Annotated in this window: 21 protein-coding genes and 4 pseudogenes; 9 read left to right on the top strand and 16 right to left on the bottom strand. The window is 62.7% G+C overall.

Annotated features, from left to right (window positions below; all coding sequences use genetic code 11):
- Positions 1–1,070: 1,070 nt before the first annotated feature.
- Positions 1,071–2,966 (top strand): hypothetical protein, encoded by a 1,896-nt coding sequence (locus BTH_RS33555; RefSeq protein WP_127446423.1) that lies wholly within the window; start codon positions 1,071–1,073, stop codon positions 2,964–2,966.
- Here BTH_RS33555 and BTH_RS35145 read toward each other — a convergent pair.
- The 4 genes from BTH_RS35145 to BTH_RS12665 form a co-directional block, all read right to left on the bottom strand.
- Positions 2,949–3,743: a hypothetical protein gene (locus tag BTH_RS35145; RefSeq protein WP_011401662.1), complete on the bottom strand. Its 795-nt coding sequence runs from the start codon at positions 3,741–3,743 to the stop codon at positions 2,949–2,951. The genes BTH_RS33555 and BTH_RS35145 overlap by 18 nt on opposite strands.
- Before the next feature lie 68 nt (positions 3,744–3,811).
- Positions 3,812–5,158, bottom strand: a complete 1,347-nt coding sequence (locus BTH_RS12675; protein WP_025404054.1) for a tyrosine-type recombinase/integrase — start codon at positions 5,156–5,158, stop codon at positions 3,812–3,814.
- A gap of 334 nt (positions 5,159–5,492) precedes the next feature.
- On the bottom strand, positions 5,493–6,509 hold the full coding sequence (locus tag BTH_RS12670) for a ParA family protein (protein ID WP_011401660.1): 1,017 nt from the start codon (positions 6,507–6,509) through the stop codon (positions 5,493–5,495).
- Between the two features lie 100 nt (positions 6,510–6,609).
- Positions 6,610–7,215 carry a tyrosine-type recombinase/integrase gene (locus BTH_RS12665; protein ID WP_227739579.1) on the bottom strand — a complete coding sequence of 202 codons (606 nt, stop codon included), beginning with the start codon at positions 7,213–7,215 and terminating at the stop codon, positions 6,610–6,612.
- Between BTH_RS12665 and BTH_RS12660 the strand changes: the two are divergent.
- Together BTH_RS12660 and BTH_RS12655 are read left to right on the top strand one after the other, a co-directional pair.
- Positions 7,201–7,377, top strand: a pseudogene (locus BTH_RS12660) (tlde1 domain-containing protein); the annotation flags it as partial. The gene BTH_RS12665 and the pseudogene BTH_RS12660 overlap by 15 nt on opposite strands.
- Positions 7,374–7,583, top strand: a complete 210-nt coding sequence (locus BTH_RS12655; RefSeq protein WP_009908307.1) for a hypothetical protein — start codon at positions 7,374–7,376, stop codon at positions 7,581–7,583. The pseudogene BTH_RS12660 and the gene BTH_RS12655, both read left to right, overlap by 4 nt.
- Before the next feature lie 163 nt (positions 7,584–7,746).
- Here BTH_RS12655 and BTH_RS12650 read toward each other — a convergent pair.
- Positions 7,747–8,035: pseudogene (locus tag BTH_RS12650) on the bottom strand (capsid portal protein); the annotation flags it as partial.
- 128 nt (positions 8,036–8,163) lie between these two features.
- On the opposite strand from BTH_RS12650, the gene BTH_RS12645 reads away from it, so the two are divergent.
- The 3 genes from BTH_RS12645 (at position 8,164) to BTH_RS12635 (ending at position 11,774) form a co-directional block, all read left to right on the top strand.
- Positions 8,164–8,739 carry a Spy/CpxP family protein refolding chaperone gene (locus tag BTH_RS12645; protein ID WP_009908305.1) on the top strand — a complete coding sequence of 192 codons (576 nt, stop codon included), beginning with the start codon at positions 8,164–8,166 and terminating at the stop codon, positions 8,737–8,739.
- Between the two features lie 792 nt (positions 8,740–9,531).
- Positions 9,532–10,080, top strand: a complete 549-nt coding sequence (locus BTH_RS12640; RefSeq protein WP_009908304.1) for a hypothetical protein — start codon at positions 9,532–9,534, stop codon at positions 10,078–10,080.
- Between the two features lie 242 nt (positions 10,081–10,322).
- On the top strand, positions 10,323–11,774 hold the full coding sequence (locus BTH_RS12635) for an RNA polymerase sigma factor RpoD/SigA (protein ID WP_009908303.1): 1,452 nt from the start codon (positions 10,323–10,325) through the stop codon (positions 11,772–11,774).
- A gap of 15 nt (positions 11,775–11,789) precedes the next feature.
- On the opposite strand, the gene gshA is transcribed toward BTH_RS12635, so the two are convergent.
- The 3 genes from gshA to ada form a co-directional block, all read right to left on the bottom strand.
- Positions 11,790–13,403 carry a glutamate--cysteine ligase gene (gene gshA, locus BTH_RS12630; RefSeq protein WP_009908302.1) on the bottom strand — a complete coding sequence of 538 codons (1,614 nt, stop codon included), beginning with the start codon at positions 13,401–13,403 and terminating at the stop codon, positions 11,790–11,792.
- Between the two features lie 170 nt (positions 13,404–13,573).
- Positions 13,574–14,515 carry a DNA-3-methyladenine glycosylase family protein gene (locus BTH_RS12625; RefSeq protein WP_009908301.1) on the bottom strand — a complete coding sequence of 314 codons (942 nt, stop codon included), beginning with the start codon at positions 14,513–14,515 and terminating at the stop codon, positions 13,574–13,576.
- Positions 14,512–15,606, bottom strand: coding sequence for a bifunctional DNA-binding transcriptional regulator/O6-methylguanine-DNA methyltransferase Ada (ada, locus tag BTH_RS12620; protein WP_011401654.1), 1,095 nt, complete (start codon positions 15,604–15,606; stop codon positions 14,512–14,514). Before ada ends, BTH_RS12625 begins: the two co-directional genes overlap by 4 nt.
- Before the next feature lie 402 nt (positions 15,607–16,008).
- Here ada and BTH_RS12615 point away from each other — a divergent pair, with 402 nt between their 5' ends.
- Positions 16,009–16,425, top strand: a complete 417-nt coding sequence (locus BTH_RS12615) for a VOC family protein (RefSeq protein WP_009908299.1) — start codon at positions 16,009–16,011, stop codon at positions 16,423–16,425.
- A gap of 127 nt (positions 16,426–16,552) precedes the next feature.
- Here the strand turns inward: BTH_RS12615 and BTH_RS12610 are convergent, their stop codons facing one another.
- The 3 genes from BTH_RS12610 to speG form a co-directional block, all read right to left on the bottom strand.
- A complete protein-coding gene (locus BTH_RS12610) occupies positions 16,553–17,107 on the bottom strand; it encodes a YaeQ family protein (RefSeq protein WP_009908298.1) in 555 nt (184 codons plus the stop codon).
- 220 nt (positions 17,108–17,327) lie between these two features.
- Positions 17,328–17,675 carry a surface attachment protein Sap1 gene (gene sap1, locus BTH_RS12605; RefSeq protein WP_009902065.1) on the bottom strand — a complete coding sequence of 116 codons (348 nt, stop codon included), beginning with the start codon at positions 17,673–17,675 and terminating at the stop codon, positions 17,328–17,330.
- Positions 17,676–18,160: 485 nt separating this feature from the next.
- Positions 18,161–18,721 (bottom strand): spermidine N1-acetyltransferase, encoded by a 561-nt coding sequence (speG, locus tag BTH_RS12600; protein WP_025404052.1) that lies wholly within the window; start codon positions 18,719–18,721, stop codon positions 18,161–18,163.
- A 159-nt stretch (positions 18,722–18,880) separates the two neighbouring features.
- Between speG and BTH_RS34485 the strand changes: the two genes are divergently transcribed.
- Positions 18,881–19,051, top strand: a complete 171-nt coding sequence (locus BTH_RS34485; RefSeq protein WP_004524602.1) for a hypothetical protein — start codon at positions 18,881–18,883, stop codon at positions 19,049–19,051.
- 343 nt (positions 19,052–19,394) lie between these two features.
- On the opposite strand, the gene BTH_RS12590 is transcribed toward BTH_RS34485, so the two are convergent.
- Together BTH_RS12590 and BTH_RS12585 are read right to left on the bottom strand one after the other, a co-directional pair.
- A complete protein-coding gene (locus BTH_RS12590; RefSeq protein ID WP_009902052.1) occupies positions 19,395–19,550 on the bottom strand; it encodes a lipoprotein in 156 nt (51 codons plus the stop codon).
- A 64-nt stretch (positions 19,551–19,614) separates the two neighbouring features.
- Positions 19,615–20,775: a DUF4382 domain-containing protein gene (locus tag BTH_RS12585; RefSeq protein WP_009908295.1), complete on the bottom strand. Its 1,161-nt coding sequence runs from the start codon at positions 20,773–20,775 to the stop codon at positions 19,615–19,617.
- Between the two features lie 630 nt (positions 20,776–21,405).
- Here BTH_RS12585 and tnpA point away from each other — a divergent pair.
- On the top strand, positions 21,406–21,813 hold the full coding sequence (gene tnpA, locus BTH_RS35670; protein ID WP_009888727.1) for an IS66-like element accessory protein TnpA: 408 nt from the start codon (positions 21,406–21,408) through the stop codon (positions 21,811–21,813).
- Positions 21,814–21,825: 12 nt separating this feature from the next.
- On the opposite strand, the pseudogene BTH_RS35665 reads toward tnpA, so the two are convergent.
- The 3 genes and pseudogenes from BTH_RS35665 to BTH_RS12565 form a co-directional block, all read right to left on the bottom strand.
- Positions 21,826–22,005, bottom strand: a pseudogene (locus BTH_RS35665) (transposase); the annotation flags it as partial.
- Positions 22,006–22,090: 85 nt separating this feature from the next.
- Positions 22,091–22,729 (bottom strand): annotated as a pseudogene (locus tag BTH_RS12570) (ParB/RepB/Spo0J family partition protein); the annotation flags it as partial.
- Positions 22,726–24,291 carry a recombinase family protein gene (locus tag BTH_RS12565; protein WP_011401650.1) on the bottom strand — a complete coding sequence of 522 codons (1,566 nt, stop codon included), beginning with the start codon at positions 24,289–24,291 and terminating at the stop codon, positions 22,726–22,728. The gene BTH_RS12565 and the pseudogene BTH_RS12570, both read right to left, overlap by 4 nt.
- Between the last annotated feature and the right edge of the window lie 77 nt (positions 24,292–24,368).

The following is a 24,368-nucleotide window of genomic DNA, read 5'->3' as shown; positions in this document are numbered from 1 at the left end:
TCGGTTTATTTGGGTTCGAAGACGTCATATCCGTGCTGCGCAATACGCCGCGCTCATGCGACTGCACCAGAGGCAATTCGAGTCAGCGCCACGTACCGGAGTACGTAGCTGACATGTCATTTGCTCTCCGGGTGAAATAGCAGAACGGTACTGGCTGCTGGATATGGCGTACCGTGGTCGGGAGATAGGGAGTAAAGCAAGAGAGACTAAGGAAAGGGAGAAGGTTTAACCGATCAACAGGAGGTACAGTTATCCAATCCCTGAGTATCGCGTCATTCATGGCGGATTTCAGGATACACCATTTGACGTCAAATGGTGGTATCAGATGATACCCGTGCTGGCATTAGCGATAACCAGCCCTAGAAATACCCGTAGACAATCCGACAATAATCGAAATCAATCTGACAATACTCAATGTCAATCTTAATATAGAAGTCTAACCAGTCCCATGCGATTAATCCTCGCACCCCCCTGTCGCACACGCGTATGAGGTGATTATTCTCACGATAAATCTCCTGATACTGGCGCTCTCATCATTATCTCTAAAATTAACATTTATCCCGACACATAGGATAGGAAGCAAGAGACAAATACCAGCGAACTAAGGCCTGAAATGGCGTAACGCAAGGCTGTGATCAAAGGTGAGCCAACGGAGCGCTATTGGATCGCAGGCAAATATTTTGTCGCGCGCAACGGAGAGCGGATGTTCGTCCCATTTGGGCGGCCCCAAGGGTGGCTTCTGGCGAGGTTTTCTCCGGGGACAGCACCGGCGACCCGCCGTTCCGACCTGTCCCACGCTTCCATCCACGCGGCATCACAACAATTCTCACCCGTGGAGTCTCATCGTCACCGCTCCCATGCCTTCCCCGCGTGGATGGCAATCGGCAGCGGGAAGCCAAGATACTGGTGCGTGGCAATCGATCGGACCGTATCTCTTCGGGCCGGTACGCCCCGGAACCTCCCGTCTATGACCTGTAGAACGCTAACTTCGAAACAGATAGAACGCTAACTTGACAGGTGCGTGCTAAGCTCCGGACTGTCATTTCCAGTCGCTCGCCGCACTGATCGCCATGGCTTCGAAGAAAAAAGAGCTTCTCCCGCATGCGCTGCAACTACACGGCGGGAAACCCCACGAAAATGTAAGCCTGCGTGCATGGCTCGCCATGGAGAGAGTCGTGGCCGAACAACGGTACGCGCCGCATCACATCGCAGACCTCATCACAGTGCGCAATGTCGTCACACAGATGAAGGAAATGGCGGCAATGAGCCGTTATCGCCCACCCTTCACGCTCGTACAACGGCCTGTGCCCCGTATTCAGTTAGGAGCTCACGCTAGCCCCATCCTTGCACTGCTAGGACTGCGTGAACCGGCCAGACAGATCAAGGCCCGCGCCGGTGAGGTGCATGAATTTCACCCGTATTTCGAAGCGTTTCTCGAAGTGGCCGAAATTGGGCTGCGCTATGAAGACGCGACCGGTGAAATGCGTACACTCGAATACGATGAATTCGACGGGGCAAGTTTCAGCAATCACCCCAAAGTGGCACTGTACTGCGCTACCTTGAACGATTTTTTTGTCCGGCTTGGAAAACGACTAGACAAAAAATCCCGGGCGGCCGCCAAGGCATTTGAGCGCACGCCTTCGGACAACCGCCAGCACGCAATGCGGTACGCGGCCCAGCTAATTGACCGCGCACCTAGAACGCGCATCGTTCACGTCACAATCCGTCGGCATCTCGATCTCTACGGCAACCCAGTGTCGCAGGATGAAATACGCGCATGCCGGCAAATGCTGAGCGATTATCTGGACGAGCCAAGCCCCAAACGCTCGCATCTCGGTCACTGCTCTTTTCTCAGAAGGTTTTCAGACGTCGGCTATTGCCTCGATGCTTTTGTTTTCCTGAGTGATTCATTTCTCAAGCCCGCGGCAGACATTGCGCGAGATCTGACGGAATGGTGGGAAGCGTTCGCGCCAAAATCCACAGCCTGTGTGACCCGCGTATTGCCCCCCGACAAGCTTGTAAAGGAGACGCTGGACAGGATGACGCTCGTGACAGAACCGGATTTCTACGTCCGCCCAGCCCGTCTCAGTGGTGCGCCGAAAAAGCTCCGTCACTTCTGGTGCACCCAGTTCCCGGTGAACCTGCGCGCGGCGCGCCGCAGAGGCAAAGCCGGTTCGTACCGGCCGACCGCAGACCAGTCCCACACCGTAGATCCGCTGCTTGAAGCGCTCCGGGAGGAAGAAATAGAAGATAACGGCGTTCAGAAGGAGCTGCGCTGGCGCCAGGCGCGGGAGAAAGAGCAGGCACGACGTTCCGCGAGCCACAAGAAGGGAGCTCGCACGCGCGCGAAGAACCGGAAGACAGCGGAGCAGGAGCGCGCCTGGCAAAGCGCTCGTTTTGAGGCGTGCAAGAGCCGCATCATGTACGACGATGAGATCATCGATGTAGAGGCGGCCGAGGTAATTGACGTCGCTCAGGCGTTGCGCCGACATTCACGCCGACGCACGGTCCTCCCGTCAGCTAGCGCAACGCCGCGCCACGCCGACAACCTGGCGCCCTGTTCGCCGGCGGCAGGCATCACGCCCAACGCACCGGAAATGGCTGCGGCGAGCTCGGATCGGGGAGTTGCAGCAGGGTCGCTTACCGAACCGCGCATTTTCGACGAACAGCCTGGTGTAATCACCCCTGCACCCGGTCTCGGCGAGACTGAAGGCGCGACAGCCGCAACGTCCGGGCCCGCAACCAATGCCGGACCAAAGACTCGCCGCAGGACTTCGGAAAAACAGGAGCGCGACAAGCACGGGAGACTCCGGACCATACAGGTTGAGGTCCGGAGGGCATCGCCCCTTACCAGGAGCAGTACGGCGATGAAAAAGGCGCCGAACAATGCCGAAGCGAACACGCCCAGCACAGAGAGCGGTTTCGACGCATCCAGCCCGCACACGACTTCAGACCCGACGGAGTAGCGCCTTGATGGCCTCGACGGGCCATAGCAGCCGGCGACTCGGCAGCTTCGTTGGTCTGACGCCGTGATAGCTGCCGGTCTGAGAGTAGCGCTTGCGAATGGACTGCGCGTCGACAGCGAGAATGGCCGCTAGTTCGTCGGTCGACACGTGCTCTCGGTTTTCAGGGATCGGTATGGGACCGCGACGCGCCGCCGGCTCCCCCTCGGCTGGAAGGGGCGCTGCCGCAGGTGCGCTCCCGGACGGGCCACCAGTGAGAGCCGCCTGAATGGCGCCGATGGTTTCAGCAGCCCTCGCCGCGTACTCGGCTACCGCAGCCGGAATCAGGTCGGGACGATCGGATCGTGACGAACCGTCCGCGACCTCGAAGAAAAGCCGCATCCAGTCGGTTTCGATGCTCATCTCCTGACACCAGGCAATGAACTCGTAGGGCGTGAGCTCAGTTGGCGTGATTTCGCCATTTTCTTCATCATCGTCGCAGCGGACTTGCCACAAGTCCATTATCCGGACGGCTGAATGGAAGCGGTCGTTCGCGGCACTCGCAAACTCCCTCCCGTCGAGACCGGTTCCGCCAATCGGAATTTGGGTACAGCCAGCCGGCGGTTGGATACCCGACAGAAGCAGCGCTCCTTCGACCGGCGTCCAGGCCCGGCGCTCGAGGTGGTCCTTTAACACGGCATAAAGCTGCCTACCGGCAGCAATGCGTTCTTGTGGTGTTTGGTCGTTCGTCATAACCCCGTCGCTGCGCTGTGACAATCTGCGGCGATCAATTGTCGCCATCGACTGAAGATTCTAGCGTGGAGCGAACTAGAAACGGAAAGCGGAGCGGCTGATCGCCCCCTCGTATTTCAAGCCGGATCAACCTGAAACTGGACTCCCGCTTGCTCCAACATCCAAGACTCGACTTTGTCGTGCCACATTCGTAGCAGATCAAGGGGACGACGACGATAGTGTTTCTCGGCGATCGCCGACGGCTTGTGCCCCTGAATTTGCGCTACCACGCCCACGGGTACTTCAACCCATTCCGACAGCGTGCCGAAAGAGCGACGAAGACCATGCAATGTGACGTGCGGGAGTTCGGCCGCCGCCAGCGCCTTGTTGTGCGCAATCCGGGGTTCAGCGATCTTCCCGTCTTCCGAGGTCTTGCTCGCGAACACCCATTCGGATGGCACCCAGGTCTCTCTACGCTCGGCGAGGCGCGCGAGTTGTCGCCGGTCCGGCGGCGTCTCGTTCAGGCGCTTCAAGTTCATCAGCAGCGTCGCGAGGTATGGAGTAAGAGGAATTGTCCGGCCACCAGTCCCCTCGACCTTGTCATCGAGCACGACGCTTCGCCAGCGGAAATCAATATCCTCCCACCGCAGTCCCGCCCACTCCTCACGACGCGCACCGGTAAGCAACAGCCCCTGCAGATACGCGCTTTGGACCGGATTCGCAATCTTGCGGACCTCGCGGAACCACACTCCTAATTGCTCCCGCTGCAATGAATCGCCATCCTTGGCCTTTACGCGCGGGACCACATCGCGAACGTCGCGGGCCTTGTAGGCATCTATCGGAACAATGCCCTTGTAAGCCGATGTGTCATCGGCCCAGCGGATGAATCCGCGCAGCAGGCGAAATGACAGCGCCGACATCGTCGGCCGCTCTCGCGACTCGGCGGTGAGCCAGTCGGCGATCCGCTCACTGGTCAATTCAGACAGCTTCAGAGGACGAAGTGCCGCCAACGGACCGGGCTGCGTTACGCCCTTGCCGCGCTTCTTTGGCTGCCCTCCTTCGTCTGCATGCTGCAAGTGATCGCGATAGTGGCGCTCACCCCAGAACGCCTTCCGGCTCTCCGTGTACTCGTCCCATACGACACCAAACAACGCGTCCTGCCGCCGAGCTTCCGCGCGGCGTGCCTCATGTTCGGCCTGCTGCTCTGCTCGCACCTCCCGCGGATCCTTGCCGTCGTCAATCAGCGTCTTGAGCCTCGCAGCCTCGGTGCGCGCTCGGCCCAGGTCCCACGCCCGAACGTCTCCGATGGTCAACCTAACCGTCTTGCCGAAGAGTCTGGATTCAAATATGAAGGCTCTTGCACCCGCCGCCGTAACGCGCAACCCGAAGCCAGGTGTCTTTGCGTCCCAGTAGATCGTCTGCTGCTTGCCTGGCTCGCATTGGAATGCGTCGACCCGCGCCGCCGTGAAGTTCTGCTTGCTCACCATTTCCCCGTGTAGGCACCATGTAGGCAAATACTAGGGAAATTGGACCATATCGGTCAACATGAAAATCCGTGGATTCGGCCTAAAATCCTTTCCCAACAAGGGGCTCACCTGCCTACACGGACATCAATCCACATCAAAGGATGTCGCAACACTCGGACTCTTAATCCGTAGGTCGAGTGTTCGAGTCACTCACGCCCCACCAGGAATTTCAAGGACTTAGCAGCGATGCTAGGTCCTTTTTCATTTGCGAAGGTCAACGAAAGTTCAACGGGCAAATTCCAAGTGCCTCAAGAATCGAGGCACTTCCGCAGACTACCCCACCCCCGAAACGCTATTCGATTCGATCGACCAGACCATCAATCGCATCGATACAGTTCTGGCGCATATCCGCGTCAACCCGTACCCGGTGACCACCGATATCAAGTCGTCCAGTCCGCAATTGCGAGAACGGGGCACCCTTCGCGTACGAGACAACCCCCGTCGTTTGAAAATCGCGCACGTCGACAACTCCATCCGCCACGTCCGCGAACGTGAACAGATCAGGCCGCTGCACCAGAAGGCCCGCAACGTCCTGGTCGATCGCAGCAAGCACCGCATAAAATGCCGACGCCGGCCCCATATACTGCGTAAGACGATTCTTCGGGATCAAATGCACTTGCGGCAGCGGACGCTCCGCCTCACGCAGCTTGGTCGCAAAGTTATATGTTGCGTAGATCGGAGACGGTAACCGCAGGCCATAAATCAACGAGAAAGCATTCTGGATCGCTCGCCTCGACGAATCGTCTGCCATGACGGGAAGAATGACCCTATTCGTCGCCGAAAGTGCAATTTGCGTGTAGATCGAAAAGCTAGGGTTAGCATCGAAGAACACGTAGTCATAGCCCTCCGCCGACTCCAAGAAGTCGCTGATCCAATCGATGACAGCAATCCACGTGTTCGTTCCGGGAATCTGCGCGTTAGCCAACGTATTCACAGCGTTAGCTTGCAACTCAAGCAACGGGTCGCCGCACACCAAATCAATGTTGCCCGGGATAAGCGGATTATATTGATTCGGCGTGGTGATAAAGTCGCTCGCCGTGAACGCAGGACGCGTGTACGGGGCAGGCAAGCGCAACTGGAAATACCCGCCGATACTACAACGCGGTACCTGACCTTGCCGTTGCATGAGCCGCGCACTGCCCTGATTGGTCAACCCACCGAGCATGAGTTCCGACAAGTTCGCTTGGGGGCAAACGTCAATCGCAAGGATCCTTGCATGCGGGTTCAATTCAGCAAACCGACAGATCGATTGGAAGGCAAGACTCGTTTTACCGGTGCCGCCCTTGTTGTTCCAGAACGCGTAGCGCATTAGATTTCTCCGAGAGTGTTGTCGACATTATAACGTCCAATTTGGACGTGTCAACGTCCAATAAAACACATCTCGCGTCCACACCTCGCATGCCCGAGCGCTATTTATCAGTCATGGCCGCCACGGCCGCCCCATCATTTTCAAGACACGCAATAGGATTGAGCCTACGCGTTTCCGCAAGGTGCTCCGGCGACAAATGAGCGTAGCGCATCGTCATCGTCAGGCTGTGGTGTCCCAACGCCCGCTGTAACGCCAGAATGTTCCCACCGTTCATCATGAAGTGACTGGCAAACGTGTGACGCAAAACATGCGTCAACTGGCCGTCCGGCAACACCACCCCCGCACGTTCGACCGCCTCACGAAACGCCGACGAAGACGCTTCGAACAGACGCCCCGTATCCGAGTCACCGTAATTCCCGAAGTGAGCTATCAGCTCACGCTCAAGAACGTCCGTGATCGGCACCGACCGGGCCTTACTCGACTTCGTTTTCACAAACTGAATCTGGCCGCCCTTGATCTGAGTCCGGCGCAGCCCTTCCGCCTCACCCCACCGCGCCCCGGTCGCAAGACACACCTTCGAAATCAGCAGCACATGGATGTTTCTACCCTCCGCGAGTGCCGTAAGTAAGCCCCGGATCTGCTGCGGCACCAGATAGGTAAGCTCCGATTCCTGCACCTTGAACGCCCAGACATCCGCCGCGGTCATTTCCGCTTGCATCCGGTCGGCCGCCCGGGCGAAAGCGACGGGTGCATTACGCTGACGAGCCGCGGGCAGTTCGAAAAGCTGTGAGCTTTCCTGAAAGCGCAACCGACTACGCAGGTTCCGGGAACCTCATTCAGAGCGTACGGGAGGGTGACGATTAGATGAAGACGATCAGTCGCATATTGCTCGCGCTGGTGCTTACCTGGCCCCTCCTGATGGACATCTCGTCATCGCCGTTGCTGGTGCATTGGTTTGCCAATGGCGGCGAAGGCTGGAACGCACTGTCGCCGGTGTTTCGCGCGATCGTTCTGTCATTCGCCCTCTTCGGCTTGGTCGGACGCCTTCGGCAATCAAACAATCGCGAAGCGTGAAGCTCACGAAAAGGGCCTCGTCTGGTTGCCCGATGCGCGGCCCCGCTGAATGAAAGGGAAGCGCCGTTGCGCTACGCCGCGACCGGCGTCGGCGGAATCTCGTAATCGTCGAACACCACGACTTCCTCGCCGCGCCAGTCGTTCAGCTCGGCGCAGCGGGCCTGTACTCGGGCAGGCCGTACACCGCCTGATTGATGTCCGTCCGACCGCACGAGCTGGAACACGCTGCCGGGCTCGAACGCGTGCCGATCCTGCCAACCGTTCACGTACACGAAGCCGCTGAAATCCGCCTTGCGCCGCACGTACTTCGCGAGCGCGGGCTCAAGCCGCAGCGTGCCGCTGACCATGGTCCGGCGACGCGCCAAACAGCCGTTGCCGAACGTCAGGCAATCGAGCGCCCAGCGCTCGAACGCGTACCGCGACAGCCAGCGGTGCGGCCGAAACGTCGGAGCATTCCCCCCGATCTGATTCTTCGTTGACGAGGGTCAACCGTCCGTTTTCCACGTTCCCTACATTCGACGAGCAAGGCGCGCACGCGCGAGTGCGGCGCGCTCGTCAATGCCAGGTCAAGGAGAGCGTGATGAAGATCGAACGATACTCGAAGGGGCTGACAGTCATTTCGCTGACGGCCGCACTCTGGTCGCTCGGCATGCCGTCCGCACCGGCCGCGCCGGCGTCCGCGCCCGACGCGTCGGCGCAGACGCCGTGCGGCCGCGGCTACGGCTACGGAATGGGCCCGGGCATGATGGGCGGCGGCTACAGGCGCGGGATGATGGGCGGCTACGGGATGGGGCCCGGCATGATGCGCGGCTATGGCCCGGGCATGATGATGGGCTTCGGCGGCTGGCCAGGCGACCTTGATCTGACGACCGAGCAGCGCGCGAAGATCAATCGGATTCAGGACGAGACGCGCAAGACGCACTGGGCGCTGATGGGCAACATGATGGATCAGCAGGCGAAGCTGCGCGATCTGTACGACGCGCCGAAGCACGATAGCGCGGCGATCGACGAAACATCGAAGGCGATCGGCTCGCTGCGGCAGAAGATGATCGATTCCTCGGTGGACGCGCACAAGAAGATGGAAGCGGTGCTGACGAGCAAGCAGTTGGACAAGCTGCGCGCGTACGAGAAGCAAGCGAACGACATGGGCTGGTAGTCGCGTGGAGTGGCCGGGGCGCGTCGCCGCCGGCCGGAAGCTGACGCGCCGGTTCGTCGTCGGCGCATCGCGATGGCTTGCGTGCCGGTGTCGTGCGGCCCGTCGAGGCTCTTCTGCGCGTTAGCTTCGGATTCGAGCGTCGGAATGATCGCCCGATGAGGAGCTCCAGGCCGGCGCTCGTCCTCACGTCTTTCGTCTCGCCCGAATCGAGCTGGAACGATAGCGTCTTCTCCGTTTCCGTCGACCGACGTCGACACGACATACTTCCCGGCCTGTCGACGAAGCAGAATCCGCCCGGCTAAGACTTACCCGCCTCGTCGCCGTTCAGCTTGATCGCGACGGGCGGCTTCACTCGGCCCCGCTCGGGTGAAGCCGCCGAGGCGGTCGGCGTGAACTGCGCGTCGCGCCCCGGTATCGCCGGCGCGCAGGCGCCGAGCGCGAGCGGCGCGGCGGCGATGAAGGAAAGAGTAGTCGGTTTGGCCAGGACGAATGTGTCCCCCTTATCGCTCTCGACGCCGGCTCATCGGCCGACCGGCATGCGAGCTTGAGCGGCGCGACCGAACGGTTCGGCGCGCCGAGAACGCATTCGCGCGCGCTCGTTGACGTGCGTCAATCCGCATCTGCAACCTGCGTGCAGATTGGCTACGCTGGAAGGCACCGCAACCGCGAGCGGCACGACGGAAACGAGCGGCGTCGCGCCTGCGGCGTTTCGGCCCCGTCCGGCCCGCCGCGGAACGCCAGCCCGCCGCCGCTCGACCGCATGCGGCCGGCGATCCGACCGGAGACATCGTCATGGAAGAAGCTTACGCACGGCGCGCGCTGCTGCTGCACCTCGGCAGCGTGCTTCAAATCCTGAGTCGCCTCGAGGAGAAGCCCGACAACCAGTCGATCGAAGCGCTGCTCGCGACGAACGGCATGCTCGCCGACGTGCCCCTCGTCGAGTACGTCGTGCAGGACATGACCGTGCGCGAATTCGCATCCCGCGCGCTACGCGCGTTCTGCCTGTGGCCGCAATTGCTGCTCGAAGATCCGCTCGACTACGGCGCGCTCGCGCTGCCCGTTCGCAGGCATCTGTTCACGGGCAACGATGCCGGCTGGAAAGCGTATGCGTCGACATTGCGCGACGCCGCGCCCGGCTTCGACACAGCGCGCTGGTACACCGCCGAGCCGCACGAGGCCGAGCTCGAACTCGCCGGCGAGCGCGACGTCGAAGCCGGCGACGGCCCCATCGAGCGCAACGATGAAGACGATGACGATGGCCGCTTGCGCGAACGCGCGGCCGCGAGCGTCGAAAGCGCGGCTCCGGACGCCGCGCCCATCCGCCGCGAATCATACGAATAACGCGCGAGTGGAAACGCCGTCGCTCGCTGCCGGATCGTTAAGGCTTCCGAACCTGTTTTGACGCACGCGCGCACCGGCACGCGGCTTGCGCGCGCCGTCGTTCGCCATTGAAATTTCGCGATTCGCCGCCAGATGCACGTCTGTAAGGCCCATCGGCGCGGACGGGCGTCCGCGACGAGCCGACGGGCCTGGCCGACGGATTTGCTCCGTCATGACGTACCGCGGCCCGATCCGCGTTTGCCATGAAAGTCTCAGAGCGCGAAGTGCGCTACGAACAGGGCATCGACCGATTGCTCGAACTTGCCTGCGCCCGCGACGACACGGAATATGCCGAGCTCGCCGACGAGTTCGCGAGCGCGCCGTCCGACACACACGCTCACGCGCACGACCTCGGCGAGCCCGAGTTCCTCGATCGCCACGCATCCGACGAAAGCGCCGGCACCGGTTCGTTCGGCGACAAGCCGACGCGAGCCGCTCACGCCGATGCCGATTGGCACGACGGCGACGTCGTCGATGCTCAGTCGTCCGAACCCAGCGACGCCACGCCGGACGACACCGCGGTCTCGACCGATCCGCTCGCGCTCTTCGTGCGCCGGATGCACGCGGTGCCGCTGCTGACGCACGCCCAGGAAATCGCGCTCGCCACCGAAATCGAGGCGGGACGCGAGCAGGTGTTGCAAGCGCTCGCCGAGACGCTCGATCTTCTCGAACTCGCGTCGCTGCCGGACGATCCGGCGCTCGGCCGCGCGCGCGCCGCGTTGCAACGCGCACGCGCCCGCGGCGACGAAGGGGCGCGCGCGTTCGCCCGCGCGCGCAAAGCGGCGTATGCGGCGCTCGCCGCTCATGGTTGGCCGTCGGCGGAAATCGATGCGATGCGGCGTGCAATGCGCCGGCTGCCGACGCCGCCGGAACAAGGCGATGCGGGCGCGCTGCCGGCGTTCGCGGACGGCGAGGCGCGAATCTCCGCCGCAACCGCGAGAATGGCGGAAGCGAACCTGCGGCTCGTGCTGTCGATCGCGCGCAAATATGCGTCGCGCGGCCTGGATCTCGCCGATCTGCTGCAGGAGGGCAACCTCGGCCTGCTGCGTGCGATCGAGAAATTCGAATATCGGCGCGGCTTCAAGTTCTCGACGTATGCGACGTGGTGGATTCGTCAGGCGATTTCGCGCGCGATCGCGGATCGCGCTCGCACGATCCGCGTACCGGTTCACGTCGGCGACGAAGCGCGCCGCGTGCGCAAGGTCGCCGATCGGATCGAGCGGCGCAGCGGCGCGCGCGCATCGCTTGCCGAACTGTCGGAGGCGACCGGGCTGTCGGCCGAGCGGCTGCGCGCGGTGCTGATGCTGCCTCGCGAGCCGCGCTCGCTGAACGCGCCGCTCGGCGATGACGACCAGGCCGAATTCGGCGACATCGTCGAGGATGCGTCGACGCCGAGCCTGTTCGATGCGCTCGCTCAAGGGCAAATGTGCGACGTCGTCACGTCGCTGCTGAAGACGATGTCCGCGCAGGAAGCCGACATCCTGCGCCGGCGCTTCGGCATCGGCGGCGACGAGCCGTGGAGCTATGAGCAGATCGCGGCACAGGCGGGCGTGTCGCGCGAGCAGATTCGCCGCATCGAGAAACGCGCGCTGCAAACGCTGCGCATCACCGCCGACGCATGCAACGCGCGCGACTTCCTCGACGCGCAGCCGTAACGCCCGCGCCGCTCGTCACACGCTGAAGCGGTTCAACGTATATGCGCGATACGCGGCGACGAACGCGTCGAACGATCCGGCGTTCTTGCCTTCGAGCTCGGCCTGCTCGGCGAGCGAACGCTCGGCGAGCGCCTGCGCATCGCGCGTCGCGGCCTCGTCGAGCGGGCGGCCGCGGAAGTACGCCGCATGCGCGGCGCTTTGCGCGCGTGCGAACTCGAGGAACGACTGCCCGTTCTCGCGCATCGCGCGCAGCACGCGCGCGGAAGACGTGAGCTCCGGATCGTCGAGCTTCGCGCGCTGCGCGGCGATCGCGCGCGCATGCGCGTCGCCGCCGCGGATGTCGTCGAGCACGCGGCCCGCGGCTTCGATCTGCGCGAAGATCTCGTCGGCCCATGTGCGCATCGGCACGGCCGCGCCGTTGCGCGCGAGCTCGAGCCCCGGCTTGCGCCCCTCCATCGTCACGCGGCCGAAGTTCGCATTCGACTCGCGATACGCGTCGCACGTGAGCGGCGCGCTCTCGTCGAGCGCGCAGACGAGCAGGTACGCGTCGAGAAAGCGCGCGGTGTCGAGCGCGATGCCCGTCGGCTCGAACGGATCGATGTCGAGACAGCGCACCTCGATGTACTGGACGCCGCGCGACGCAAGCGCGTGAAGCGGCCGCTCGCCCGAATACGTGACGCGCTTCGGCCGGATCGTCGAGTAGAACTCGTTCTCGATCTGCAGCACGTTCGTGTTGATCTGAATCCACTCGCCGTCGCGGTGCGTGCCGATCGCCTCGTACGGCGGATACGGCTCGCTGACCGCCTTCGACAGCGCGTCGAGATAGCCGGACAGCGTGTTGTAGTCGGCCTGCAGCGCGGCCTGCGCAGTCGTGTTCGAGTAGCCGAGGTCGCTCATCCGCAGGCTCGTCGCGTGCGGGCGATACAGCGTCGCGGCGTCGAACGTGTCGAGCTTGTGCGCCCGGCCGCGCAGGAAACCCAGATCGAGCGCGGGCGACGCGCCGAACAGGTACATCAGCAGCCAGCTCGTGCGACGGAAATTGCGGATCAGCGCGAGATAGCGCTCCGACTGGTAATCGACGATGCTCGCGGTCGAACCCTCCTCCGCGTGCAGCCGCCGCCACACTTCCTCGCTCAGCGAATAGTTGTAGTGAATCCCCGCGATGCACTGCATCGTGCGCCCGTAGCGATACGCGAGGCCGCGCCGGTAAACGGTCTTCAGCCGCCCGATGTTCGACGTGCCGTAGTCGGCGATCGGAATTTCGTCGTCGGCCGGCAGCAGGCCCGGCATCGAATCCGTCCACAGCATCTCGTCGCCGATCGACGCGTAGACGAAGCGATGCAGTTCGTCGAGCCGCTCGAGCGTCGTCGCGGCGTCGCGCTCCGCAGGCGTGATCAGCTCGACGAGCGCCTCCGAATAATCGGTCGTGAGCGACGGATGCGTGAGCGCCGAGCCGAGCGCGCGCGGGTGCGGCGTGAACGCGATCATCCCGTCGCGCGTCACGCGCAGGCTTTCCTTCTCGATGCCGCGCAGGCCGTCAGGCAGCTGCTCGCGCGTCGGGCTCGTGCTCAACACGGCAAGGCGTTGCTGCAACAAGTCTGTCTGGCGGGAAGTCATGTTGTTCGGCATTGATGCAAGTGCGGGCTCGGCGATCCGCGGCATGCGCGGATCACCTGGCGGGATTTGACAGTAGCGGGCACTTTAACATCTCGCCGAAAGGCTCGCTTGACCTGCCCTTCGGCGCTGCCTGACGACTCGCGCGAGGCGCGCGGGGACTCGCGCGAGGCGCGCGGGCGCGCCTATCCGCCGCGCGCCGAACCGGCGCGATCGGCGATCTCGTTCCACAGATGCATCGCCGCATACGCGCGCCACGGCCGCCACGCATCGGCGCGCAGACGCTGGCTCGCCGGCCGGTCGAGCGCCGGGTCGCGCGCGACGATCGCCTGCATCAGCACGAGATCGGTCGCGGGCCAAGCGTCGGCATCGCGCCATGCGCGCATCGCGACATATTCGACGGTCCACGGGCCGATTCCCGGCAGCGCGAGCAGCGCGGCGCGCACGCCGGCCGGATCGGTCGCGTACGCATCGAGCGGCACGTCGCCCGCGGCGACCGCGCGCGCAACGCCCTGCAGCGCCGCGGCGCGCTTGCCCGGCATCCCGATTCGCGACAAGTCGCACGCGGCAAGCGCGGCAGGCTCGGGAAACCGCCAGCCGGTCGCGCCCGGTGCGTGCCCGACAAGCCGCTCGCCCGCGCGCTCGACAAGCCGCCCGACGATCGTCGTCGCGGCCTTCACGCTCACCTGCTGGCCGACGATCGCGCGCACGATCAGCTCGAAGCTCGACCACGCGCCCGGCACGCGCAGGCCAGGCGCGGCGTCGACGAGCGGCGCGAGCCATGCGTCGCGCGCGAGATGCGCGCCGATCGCGGCGGGATCGGCATGCAGATCGAACATCGTCGCAAGCCGCGCGGCGAATGCTGCGTCCGCGTGCCGCGCTGCGTCGCCTTCGACGGTGGCGACGAGACAGCGCTTGCGCGGATGCTTGCGCACCGTCAACGCCCCGACCGCGCCGCGATAGTCGACCGTGCGCCGGTACGCGCCGCCCTCGACCGCCTCGACGCCCGGGATCGCGCGCCCCGCGAAGAAGCGCAGCACGCGCGGCCAATCATATGGAGGTTTGAACGGCAGCTCGAACACGACGCTGCCGGACGGCACGACGGCCGATTCGACGGCGGCGCTCAAGCGGCGTCGTCCACGGCGGGCTCGACGGATTCGCGCGCCGCGCGCTGCGCTTCGGCATCGAGGAGCGCCGCCTTGCGCGGCAAGCCCCAACGGTAGCCGGCAAGCGAGCCGCCCTTCTGCACGACGCGGTGGCACGGGATCGCGAGCGCCACCGGATTCGACGCGCACGCGCTCGCGACCGCCCGCACCGAGCGCGGTGCGCCGAGCGTCTCGGCGATCTGCGTGTAGCTGCGCGTCTCGCCGTAAGGAATCCGACGCAACGCATCCCACACGCGCTGCTGGAATTCGGTCGCGGCAAGATCGAGCGGCAGCTCGAAGCGCCGGCGCGTGCCGTTCAGATACGCATCGACCTGCGCGATGAACGGCGCGATCCGCGCGGGCGACTCGACGATCTGCGCGTTCGCGAACGCCGTTCGGAGCTCGTCGACGAGCGGCGTTGCGGCATCGCCGAACGCGATCTTGCAGATGCCCTTGCTCGTCGCCGCGACGAGCACGACGCCAAGCCGCGTATCGGCCGTCGCGTAATCGATCGTCAGCCCTGCGCCCTTGCGGCGGAACGCCGACGGCGACATGCCGAGCTCGCGCGGAACCGATTCGTAGAGCCGCGACGGCGAATTGAAGCCCGCGTCGACGGCCGCGCGCGTGACCGCGGCGCCGCCTTGCAACGCGTCGCGCAACGCGGCGCCGCGCTGCGCGGCCTGGTATTGCCGCGGCGACACGCCGACGACGCGCTTGAACAGCCGTTGAAGATGGAACGGGCTCACGTGAACCGCGTCGCTCAATTGCGCGAGCGTGAAGCGGTCCTGACGATGCGCGTCAAGCACCACGCACGCACGATTGACGATCTCGAGCTCACGCGGCAACCCCTCGGGCCGACAGCGCTTGCACGGACGATAGCCGGCCGCGCGCGCGGCGTCCGTGTCGGCGAAGAACGACACGTTCTCGCGCCTCGGCAGCCGCGACGCGCACGACGGCCGGCAGAACACGCCCGTCGTCTTGACCGCGTAGCAGAACGCACCGTCGGCGTCGGCGTCGCGCGCGACGAGCGCGGCCCAGCGTGCATCGTCGGTCGGATAGGCTGGCTGCTTCATGATGACCTCGCAAAAGCGGAACGGATGCCTGTCAATGTAGGCGTCACCCGGCTCGCGCACGCGCTGTTTCTTGCGCTCTCATTCGAACTTCCGTCACGCGAGCGACACAATCGTCCGGTTCGTTGCCGCAATCGAAGCATGAGCGCCGCATCGGCCCCATTTTGCTGCAGTGCGAATGCGACAGATTGCCGTCCTGACGTTTTTTTACACAAAGAATATTGCGTCGCACCATCCAGATGTGTATAGTTCGAACTGTCTCCTCCATGTCTCCTCCTGATATGGATTAAGCCCGTTCGAATGTGAACGGGCTTTTTTTCGTCCATCGATTTTGCACCGTCCGTCCGCGCATCGCACGGACCGTCTACACTCGGTAGGACGTTCCTCTCGAAGGAGACGTCCCCGATGAAATTCCACATCCACGAGATTGATCACGTGGTGCTGCGCGCCGCCGATCTGGCGGCGATGACCCGCTTCTATTGCGACGTGCTCGGCTGCCACGTCGAAAAGGAACAGCGGGAATTGGGGCTCGTTCAATTGCGCGCCGGGCGCTCGCTGATCGATCTGCTCGCAGCCGGCGCGCCGATCGATCGGGCGGATAGCGGTGCCCCCGGAAAGGGCCGGAACATGGATCACCTGTGCCTGCGCATCGAACCGTTCGACGCGGCCGCGCTGCACGCGCACCTCGCCGAACACGGCGCGCGGCCGGGTGACGAAGCGCGGCGCTATGGGGCGGACGGCTACGGGCCGTCGATCTATCTGTTCGACCCGGAAGGCAACATGGTCGAGCTGAAGGGCCCGCCGGAGGCCATCGCGCCCTGAGGACACATGCATGAGCCGGCGGCACGGCAAGTTCCGGCGGCCCAAGCCCGGGGCGGAGACGATCAGACCGCTCCGGCAAGCGAACCGCGATCTCGCCGCCGAGCGCGCCTCGCGGCGTCTCGCCCGCTCAGGCGTCCTCGCGCGCCTTCAGCGTCGTCCACTCGATCGCGACCGGATCGTGCGTCTCGCTCGACAGCCATGCGCCGCCGTCCTGGATCGTGCACTGCAGGCGCATCGTGCGCTCGGCGATGCCGCCCAGCGCCGCCGCGACGCCCTCCGCAAGCGACGTCACCTGCACGTTGCGCAGCCGCTCGACCTTGCCGCGCACGCCTTGCCACCAGATGTCGGACGTGCGTCCGCCGTAGGCAATCACGTTCACGCGATCGGCGCGACCGCTCGCCTTCGCAATGCGGCGCTCGTCGGGCTGCCCGACGTCGATCCATGCCTCGATCGCCCCCGTCAGGTCCTTTTGCCAAAGATCGGGCTCGTCGATATCCGACAGCCCCTTGCAGAACTCGAGCCGCTCGTGCGCGAACAGCGCGAACGCGGCAATGCGCACCATCATCCGCTCGTCCGTCTCGGACGGGTGGCGGGCGACGGTGAGCGAGTGATCGGCATAGTAGTGCCGATCCATGTCGGCGATTTGCAGTTCCGCCTTGTAGATCGTCGATTTGAGCGCCATTCGGCATCGGAGCCCGCGAGGGCCGTTGATTCGGTTCGGGGCGTGATGATACCGAATGCGCGCTGCGAGTGCGACGTCGCTCGAAATCGCCGCCGGCAACGGCCACGACCGGCAGCCGTAAACGCAAGACGGCCCGACGCACGCCGGGCCGCTCGAATCCGCTGCGCCCGTGCGTTGGCTCGGGCGCGATGCCGGCCGCAAACGGGAAACGGGATCGCGGTTACTGCTTGATGAAGCGTGCGTCGGTCCAGAGGCCTTGCTGGTCGCTGTTCTCGGCGCTCACGAACTGCACGTCGCCCTGGTCGACACTGACGACCCGGAAGCGCTGGCCCTCGGGCACCGACAGGCACCGGTAGTCGTCGAAGTACTGCTGCTTCGCCTGCGACTTGCCGTCGCGCTCGTGGTTCAGTACGGAGTCCAGATTGTCTTTCGACAGGCATCCCCACGCGTCCTTCGTCAGCTGGATCTCCTGCTGCGGCTTGAGCGATGCGTCGCCCGCCGCCTGCGCCACCGAAAATGCAACGATGCCGCTCGTCAGTACCAGAAAAAGACCGGTCCGCTTCATCATGTCGTGTCTCCCATTCGCTCGGGTCATGAGCTCGGGTTAGCTATGTATTTAAAGGCTTGCGTCGACCCGCGTCTTCTCATGCTAGGAAAAGCGAAGGCAATCGCAAGCACATTCGTTGTGCGACCGCAATAGCGACGAATTGCCGCACTGCCTGCACAACCCTGCTCGCGGTGGCCGCGGCCGCGCGGCGCCACGAAGCAAATGCGTCATGCCGATTTTTCGGATGCCCAAAAGTCTTGCCCCGCAAGCCTTTCGATTGCCCGCGTTTTTCCACGATGAACGAGATGGATAATTCGAGTGCGGTCGGCGATCAGTTTGATGCACCGCACATAAAGTCATCAGGAAATCTCGCGTGGCCGCATGAAAATCTCTTGATCTGCCGAATACAAAAAAATGCCAGGCGCATTCGCACCCGGCATCCGTCCTGTCGCGATACGGCCAGCGCCCCGGCTTGCGCGGCGCTCCGGCATGCATGCCGGCCGGCTTTATTCGCGTCCGTGCAATTCCGCGCCTTGATGCGCGGCAAAATAATCGCGCTGAAAAATGCACATTCTCAATGCATTGTGATACTGGCCATTGCCGAAAAACTCTTCGATCAGTTCGGCCTCGTGCGTGAATCCGCATTTCTCGTAAACCCGGATCGCGGCGGCATTCGATTTATCGACGATCAAATACAGCTTGCGCAGGTTCAACACCTTGAATGCATATTCGACCGCGAGCCGGGTCGCGCGCGTCGCGTAGCCGCGCCCCTGCCGGTTCGGCGCGATGATGATCTGGAACTCACCGCGGCGGTGGATGTAGTCGAGCTCGATCAGCTCGACGAGACCGACGAGTTCGCCATCGGGATCGAACACGACGAAGCGGCGCTCACGCTGGTCGTGCACGTGCTGGTCGTACAGTTGCGACAGCTCGGTGAAGGTTTCGTACGGCTCCTCGAACCAGTAACGCATGATCTTCGCGTCGTTGTTCAGTTCGTGGACGAAACGCAGGTCCTGGCGCTCGAGCGGCCTTAGCGCGAGCATGTGTTGTTCTTTCTGGGTTTGCATGGTGTGTGATGGTCCTTGAGTCATTCGGGGGCGGCGGGCGGTATGGACACCCGTGCAAGCGCGGAGTGCATCGAGGCAAGCATCGGCGGAAAATGACTGCGGGCTTTGATACAGAGCCTAAAATGAACTGAGGGTTCCCGCCCCGCGATGGAGGCTATCGTGATCGAGCAAGTGATACTGGGCGTTTTTCTCGTACTGCCGCTTCTCATCGTCGCGGTGCTGTACTCCGACGAACTCTGGCAGGAGCACCGCCTGCAGCATCCGCGCGACGAGCACACGCCACATATCGATTGGCGCCATCCGTGGCGAATCCTGCGGCGAGGGCACTGACGGCGTCGAGTCGGCCGCGCACCGGCCGCGCGGATTTGCCGCATACGAGGGAGGAGGCGTCCGCCGGGCATGCGCGCGGCAGGCGCGCGCCGCGGCGGCCCATACGCGCCATCCGGACGAGTCGGCCGATCGACCGATTGACCGATCGACCATCGCGCCGGCCCAGTTGCAATCGGGTCCGGCATTTGCTTTTTCCCGCACGTCCTGCATCGCGCGCCGCGTCGGTGCGCGCCGATGCGACGCCCCCGCTCCCGACAATCGCCACACTCGTGTTCCGGCACGCAAACTCCGGCACAAAAAAAGGCGCCCGAAGGCGCCCTTGGGTCCGCAACGATCGCGGAAATCAGCAGTTTCCTTTCTTCGCTTGTCCCGGCGGGCAGAAGCCGTTGCCTGGGCCTCCCTGCGGCGCCATGATGACGCCCGGCTGATCCGGAACGTAGACGGCGCAGCCGCTCAGGACGCCAGCGGAAACCGCCAATGCGATGATGATCTTCTTCATGTTGTTTCCCCGTGAGTGGTAGAGGGGGAAGGGGCCGCGCCCCTTCCGTTCGTATTGCAGACAATCAGAACCCGAAATTGACGTTCGAGACCGAGCCCGCCGTAATGTTCGCCGGCTGCTGCTGCGTCGCGCCGTTGGCCGCATCGGCCTCGATCGTGTACTGGCCCGCGGCGGTCGGCACCGCGCTCATCGCGACCGGCAGCGCACCCGAATACGTGCCGACGATCGGCGCCGCGGTCGGCAACGTCAACGCATAGGCGCCCGTGTCGAGATTCGCGTTCGCCGACGCAATCTCATACGGCAGCGAGTTCACCATCTGCAGCGCGCGCAGGATCGCGTCCGCGCTCGCCGTGGCCGTGCCGCTCACCATGTTCATCGTCGATGCAGGCAGCGTGATCGGCACGGACGAGGTCGACACCGACGTCGTCGTGTTCACGACAACGGGCACCGAACGCACGATCCCGGTCGCAACGTTGTTCTGCGCGATCACAATGTCGTAGTTGCCGTTGGTCGAGCTCTGCACGAGCGGCGTCAGCACGAAGTGGCCGGCGCTGTCGGCGAGCGTGCCCTTGATCACGTGGCCGTTCTGCTCCGCGTAGACCGTCGCGCCCGCTTCGGTCGGCGCGACATAACCGTCGATCGCGCCGCTGACGACCGTCGGCGTGGCGGTCACGACAGGCTTGAGCGCATACGCGCCGTTGCCGCGCTGAACGATCGATTTGCACGCGTTGAAGTCGAGGACGAGATCGACGAGCGTGTTCGGCTGCACCGTGAACGGCGTGATGATCTTGTAGCCGCTTTGCGTGGCGCTCGGCGTCGCGAGCGGCTGCTCGGTGCCGCCCGTCGGCACGACCGAGTTCGCAAGCGTGTTGCCCTGGTTCTGCGCGAGCACGAGACGCACTTGCTGATACTGGCCGGCCGGCAGCGCGTTCTGGCCGAGGTCGGCGAGCACGCCGTTGGTCAGCGACAGCAAGTCGACCTTTTCCGGCGTCGCGAGGGCGACGTCGGTCCAGCCCGCGTCGTTGTCGCCTGCCTGCGCGCTCATGTTGACGCGCACCTTCGAGACGGTCACATAGATATGGTCGAAGCCGCACGACGGCGCGTCGGTCATCGCGACGTGCAGCGTGCCGGTTTGCGCGCTGCCGCCCCCGTCGCCGCCGCCGCAACCGGCAAGCGAGATCGACGCAGCGGCCGCGAGGCCAAGGATCTTCCAGATTGTTTTCATGACCCCCCCCCAACTATTGGTCTTGGTGAGCGAAGGATACGCAGCAGATCGATGTCAGTCTCTTACGCTTTTGCAACCAGCCGTAACTTTTGCATCTTGTGTTTCAAAGCGCCCGGGATTCGCTTGACGGCATGAGGGGAAGCGGGAAGTTAGGGAAACTCCGCAAGGTATAGGGGCGCGCTCGGAGATGGCGAATTAGTCGCAGCAAAAGTGAAACATCGTTAAATATTTCATTTCGACTGCCCGTGCACATCGAACCATTTCCGTATGCACAAATGGCGCTCGAAACGGCAGCCAACGCCGGTTAGCCCACCAGCCCCTTCGGTCAAGAGAAATCGAGATCAAAGCTGCGCAGACCCAAGGTGAAACACGGGAGCCGACAAATCTCGCCGCCCCATCGCTCAACCAACCATTCACGGCTGCATGTCACGCATCTGACCGATCCGGGCGCCGTAACCACGCCGAAGGCAATCCAGATCCGCGCCACACGCGGTGCGCTCCTGCAACCAGGCTCTCTGAGATTGAATGAGTATCTGCGGGTCGACCGTAAGCGAGTCGCCGGTACCGTCTCGACGGTGTGAATGAATGTTGCCAGAGTAGGCCCCACCACGGCGAGTAGCGGGGACCACAGTGTCAACAGAAGCACCGAAGAGAACTTCACGCAAAGGCATTCCTAATCACCCCGTCGAATTTCGACGGAAACTCGCCAAGCTGGCCTGCGAACCGGGCGTATCCGTAGCGCGGCTGGCGATGGAACACGGGGTGAACACGAACTTGTTATTCAAATGGCGTCGCGCGTTGCGTGCCGGCGAATACGATTCTGTGGGATTTTTGCCGGTCACATTGGAAGCGCCAGCGCCACAGATCGAGCGACCGACTGCGACCGTGGCGCCGACGCCGGTGATCGGCGCTGCCGCGATGGGCGCCATAGAGATCAACGTCGGTAACACTCGTGTGCGGATCGAGGGCTCGCCCAACGAGGGCACGTTGCGGCTGGTGCTGCGCATGTTGCGCAACACACCGGAATCGGCAGCATGATCGGGCTGCCCAGCCGCACAAAGACGCGCGACGCCATTTGAATAACAAGTTCGTGTTCACCCCGTGTTCCATCGCCAGCCGCGCTACGGATACGCCCGGTTCGCAGGCCAGCTTGGCGAGTTTCCGTCGAAATTCGACGGGGTGATTAGGAATGCCTTTGCGTGAAGTTCTCTTCGGTGCTTCTGTTGACACTGTGGTCCCCGCTACTCGCCGTGGTGGGGCCTACTCTGGCAACATTCATTCACACCGTCGAGACGGTACCGGCGACTCGCTTACTTCCAAGTGCCTTTCTGCGCTCGATGATGCGGCGAGCAGTCATCAGTTGCTTGCCTCGCAATTTTCCGGACTCATAGGCCTCTTGGAGCGCCGCTTGAATTTCAGCGTCGTCGTCGCCGGCGCCGACAATCATTAGAGCTGCATTGAGAGGAACGAGACCCTTCTCCACCGCAACCACCAGTCGCTCTTCCCCCTGGTGCAGCAGCGTGAGGATGCCGTGCACGTAGGTCGATGTGAGACCCGTTTTTTCTGCAATGACTTTCGGAGGATAGCCCTGCTCCTGCAGCTGCCGAATGCCCGCGAGCCGTTCGATGGGCCTACACTGTCGGCGCGCGATGTTTTCCGTCAGGCTCATTACGTACGCATCCTCGTCGCTCACATGCACCACGAGTGCAGGTATGGTCGCTTCCCCAAGCGTACGAAACGCCTTCAATCGCCCCTCGCCACATACGAGAAGATATTTTTCTATCCCTCCAGTCGTCACGCGCGGAGTGACCAGGATAGGTTTCTTTAAGCCGATGGCCTTGATGTTGTCGACGATTTCATTGAATACCCGACCATTGCGCTCTCTCGGATTAATGACCTCAATCTGAGAGACCGGAATCATCCGAATTTCTCCGGGCTGCTGTCGCGAGTTCACGCTACTCTCCTGAGACGAGCGCGCTCGGCCATTCCATACAAGTAGTCCAGCGTGTCAAATCGATAGCTCTCAAACTCAATTGGATTTTGGTCGGCGAGATGAATACGGGGTTGCCCAAAATCGAGACGTGGTAAGAGGTAGTAGTCGAGTGTCGATGCGTTCGCCTGGTCGAGCCGAACCGCAACAGTGATGTCCGGCAGAAGACTCGTATCGAAGCGCACCTTCCAATGATTTCGGCCGTTGCCATGCGCCTGACACCGTGCGAGGACAATGCATACTGTGAACTCATCGTTCACCGTCAGCAGGTCGGTTGCGGTGTCGCGTATCATCGTGCCGCCCAAATCCGCGATTTTCTTTTCCGTCTGGGCGACGATTTCGGGATGCAGTTTTCGCAAAAAGCGATTGGTCTCTATGTAACGATAGTCGCGACCAGGAGTGAAGCCGACAGTCTGATAGGCTCGAATTAAACTGCCAAATCGATAAACATAGACGGACGTAGAAGGCATGCCATCTGTTTCGTCAATTACCACGCCAGACAGAAATCCGCGGGCGCGGTACAGATTACGCAATCGCTCAATTAACTCTTCGTTCGAGTAGTGACGCGCTCTCGCCCTCATAATGCCTTGAGCGGTGTAGAACGTCTCACTCGGGACAATTGCCTGAAATGCTCCCTCCTTTCGAATCCACATATCGGGGGTGTTCATCACCCGCATCTTTTTCAGCTTGAATGACACCCGATTGTATACGTTATTGCCAATGTATTTTTCGTTGGTCAATACCTCCCGTACCGTCGCCCGCGTCCACTCACGGCCAAGGTCAGTGCGCACATTCATGCCGTTAAGGCGAGCTGCAATCTCGTATTCGTCGAGCGATTCGTCGATAAACCAGTTATAGATTAAATTGACGATTCGCACCTCGCTTTCCGGCCCCGGCATCAGGACAACCCTGTCCGTCTGTAGGCTTTTATGTTCGCCTCGATGCAGCTCCGCTTTCATGAGACCGTGCTCGTCGACCAATACTCGGCGCAACCCATAGCCTGCTGGGCCTCCTTGTCGGAAACCCATTTCAATCAAACGACACTGGCCGGCAAACACCTTCGCAGACAGTTCTCGGCTGTACTCGCCGGCCATTGCGCGCTTCACCCCCTTCACAATGGTCGAGACTGGCGACCCGTCGTTCTCGAACTGCTCGGCGCAGTACGCAACCTGAATTCCTGCACGGCGGCAAATGTATTCGTAGTACGCGCTCTCGTCGGCATCCTGGAATCTGCCCCAACGACTCACGTCATAGACGAGGATGATGCAGAAATCAGCCTTTCCATTCGTCACATCGGAAATGAGATTCTGAAGTGCTTGGCGACCGTCGATTCGAAGACCGCTTTTCCCTTCATCGGCATATGTGCGCACGATGTCGAATCCGCGACGGGTTGCGTAGTCTCGAATCCGGTCGCGCTGATTCTCAGTCGAATACTGCTGGTGTTCCGTGGACATGCGGACGTACTCAGCTGCCCGTCCTGCCAGGGAGCTGGCTACGCTTGGTGCACCTGCGCTGTTGAATGACATTCTCCGCTCCACAACTCAGACACAGACACGCAGCAGGCACCATGCGCAGGGAGAAGCCCGAATGCGAACGCCGCGTC

Source organism: Burkholderia thailandensis E264 (assembly GCF_000012365.1).
In the GTDB taxonomy this organism is placed as follows: domain Bacteria; phylum Pseudomonadota; class Gammaproteobacteria; order Burkholderiales; family Burkholderiaceae; genus Burkholderia; species Burkholderia thailandensis.
Note: the sequence above shows the minus strand (reverse complement) of the source record. Positions and strands in the feature narration are given on the sequence as shown.

What these genes read in the sequence shown, in the direction of transcription:
- sap1 (WP_009902065.1), bottom strand. Translation starts at nt 17,675, where the DNA reads ATGATGAAGCGGACCGGTCTTTTTCTGGTACTGACGAGCGGCATCGTT.
- BTH_RS12615 (WP_009908299.1), top strand. Translation starts at nt 16,009, where the DNA reads ATGAAATTCCACATCCACGAGATTGATCACGTGGTGCTGCGCGCCGCC.
- BTH_RS12610 (WP_009908298.1), bottom strand. Translation starts at nt 17,107, where the DNA reads ATGGCGCTCAAATCGACGATCTACAAGGCGGAACTGCAAATCGCCGAC.
- ada (WP_011401654.1), bottom strand. Translation starts at nt 15,606, where the DNA reads ATGAAGCAGCCAGCCTATCCGACCGACGATGCACGCTGGGCCGCGCTC.
- BTH_RS12645 (WP_009908305.1), top strand. Translation starts at nt 8,164, where the DNA reads ATGAAGATCGAACGATACTCGAAGGGGCTGACAGTCATTTCGCTGACG.
- BTH_RS12670 (WP_011401660.1), bottom strand. Translation starts at nt 6,509, where the DNA reads ATGCGCTACGCGTTCTGGAACAACAAGGGCGGCACCGGTAAAACGAGT.
- BTH_RS33555 (WP_127446423.1), top strand. Translation starts at nt 1,071, where the DNA reads ATGGCTTCGAAGAAAAAAGAGCTTCTCCCGCATGCGCTGCAACTACAC.
- BTH_RS12655 (WP_009908307.1), top strand. Translation starts at nt 7,374, where the DNA reads ATGAAGACGATCAGTCGCATATTGCTCGCGCTGGTGCTTACCTGGCCC.
- BTH_RS35145 (WP_011401662.1), bottom strand. Translation starts at nt 3,743, where the DNA reads ATGGCGACAATTGATCGCCGCAGATTGTCACAGCGCAGCGACGGGGTT.
- BTH_RS12565 (WP_011401650.1), bottom strand. Translation starts at nt 24,291, where the DNA reads ATGTCATTCAACAGCGCAGGTGCACCAAGCGTAGCCAGCTCCCTGGCA.
- BTH_RS12585 (WP_009908295.1), bottom strand. Translation starts at nt 20,775, where the DNA reads ATGAAAACAATCTGGAAGATCCTTGGCCTCGCGGCCGCTGCGTCGATC.
- gshA (WP_009908302.1), bottom strand. Translation starts at nt 13,403, where the DNA reads ATGCCGAACAACATGACTTCCCGCCAGACAGACTTGTTGCAGCAACGC.
- BTH_RS12635 (WP_009908303.1), top strand. Translation starts at nt 10,323, where the DNA reads ATGAAAGTCTCAGAGCGCGAAGTGCGCTACGAACAGGGCATCGACCGA.
- BTH_RS12640 (WP_009908304.1), top strand. Translation starts at nt 9,532, where the DNA reads ATGGAAGAAGCTTACGCACGGCGCGCGCTGCTGCTGCACCTCGGCAGC.
- speG (WP_025404052.1), bottom strand. Translation starts at nt 18,721, where the DNA reads ATGCAAACCCAGAAAGAACAACACATGCTCGCGCTAAGGCCGCTCGAG.
- BTH_RS12665 (WP_227739579.1), bottom strand. Translation starts at nt 7,215, where the DNA reads ATGACCGCGGCGGATGTCTGGGCGTTCAAGGTGCAGGAATCGGAGCTT.
- BTH_RS12590 (WP_009902052.1), bottom strand. Translation starts at nt 19,550, where the DNA reads ATGAAGAAGATCATCATCGCATTGGCGGTTTCCGCTGGCGTCCTGAGC.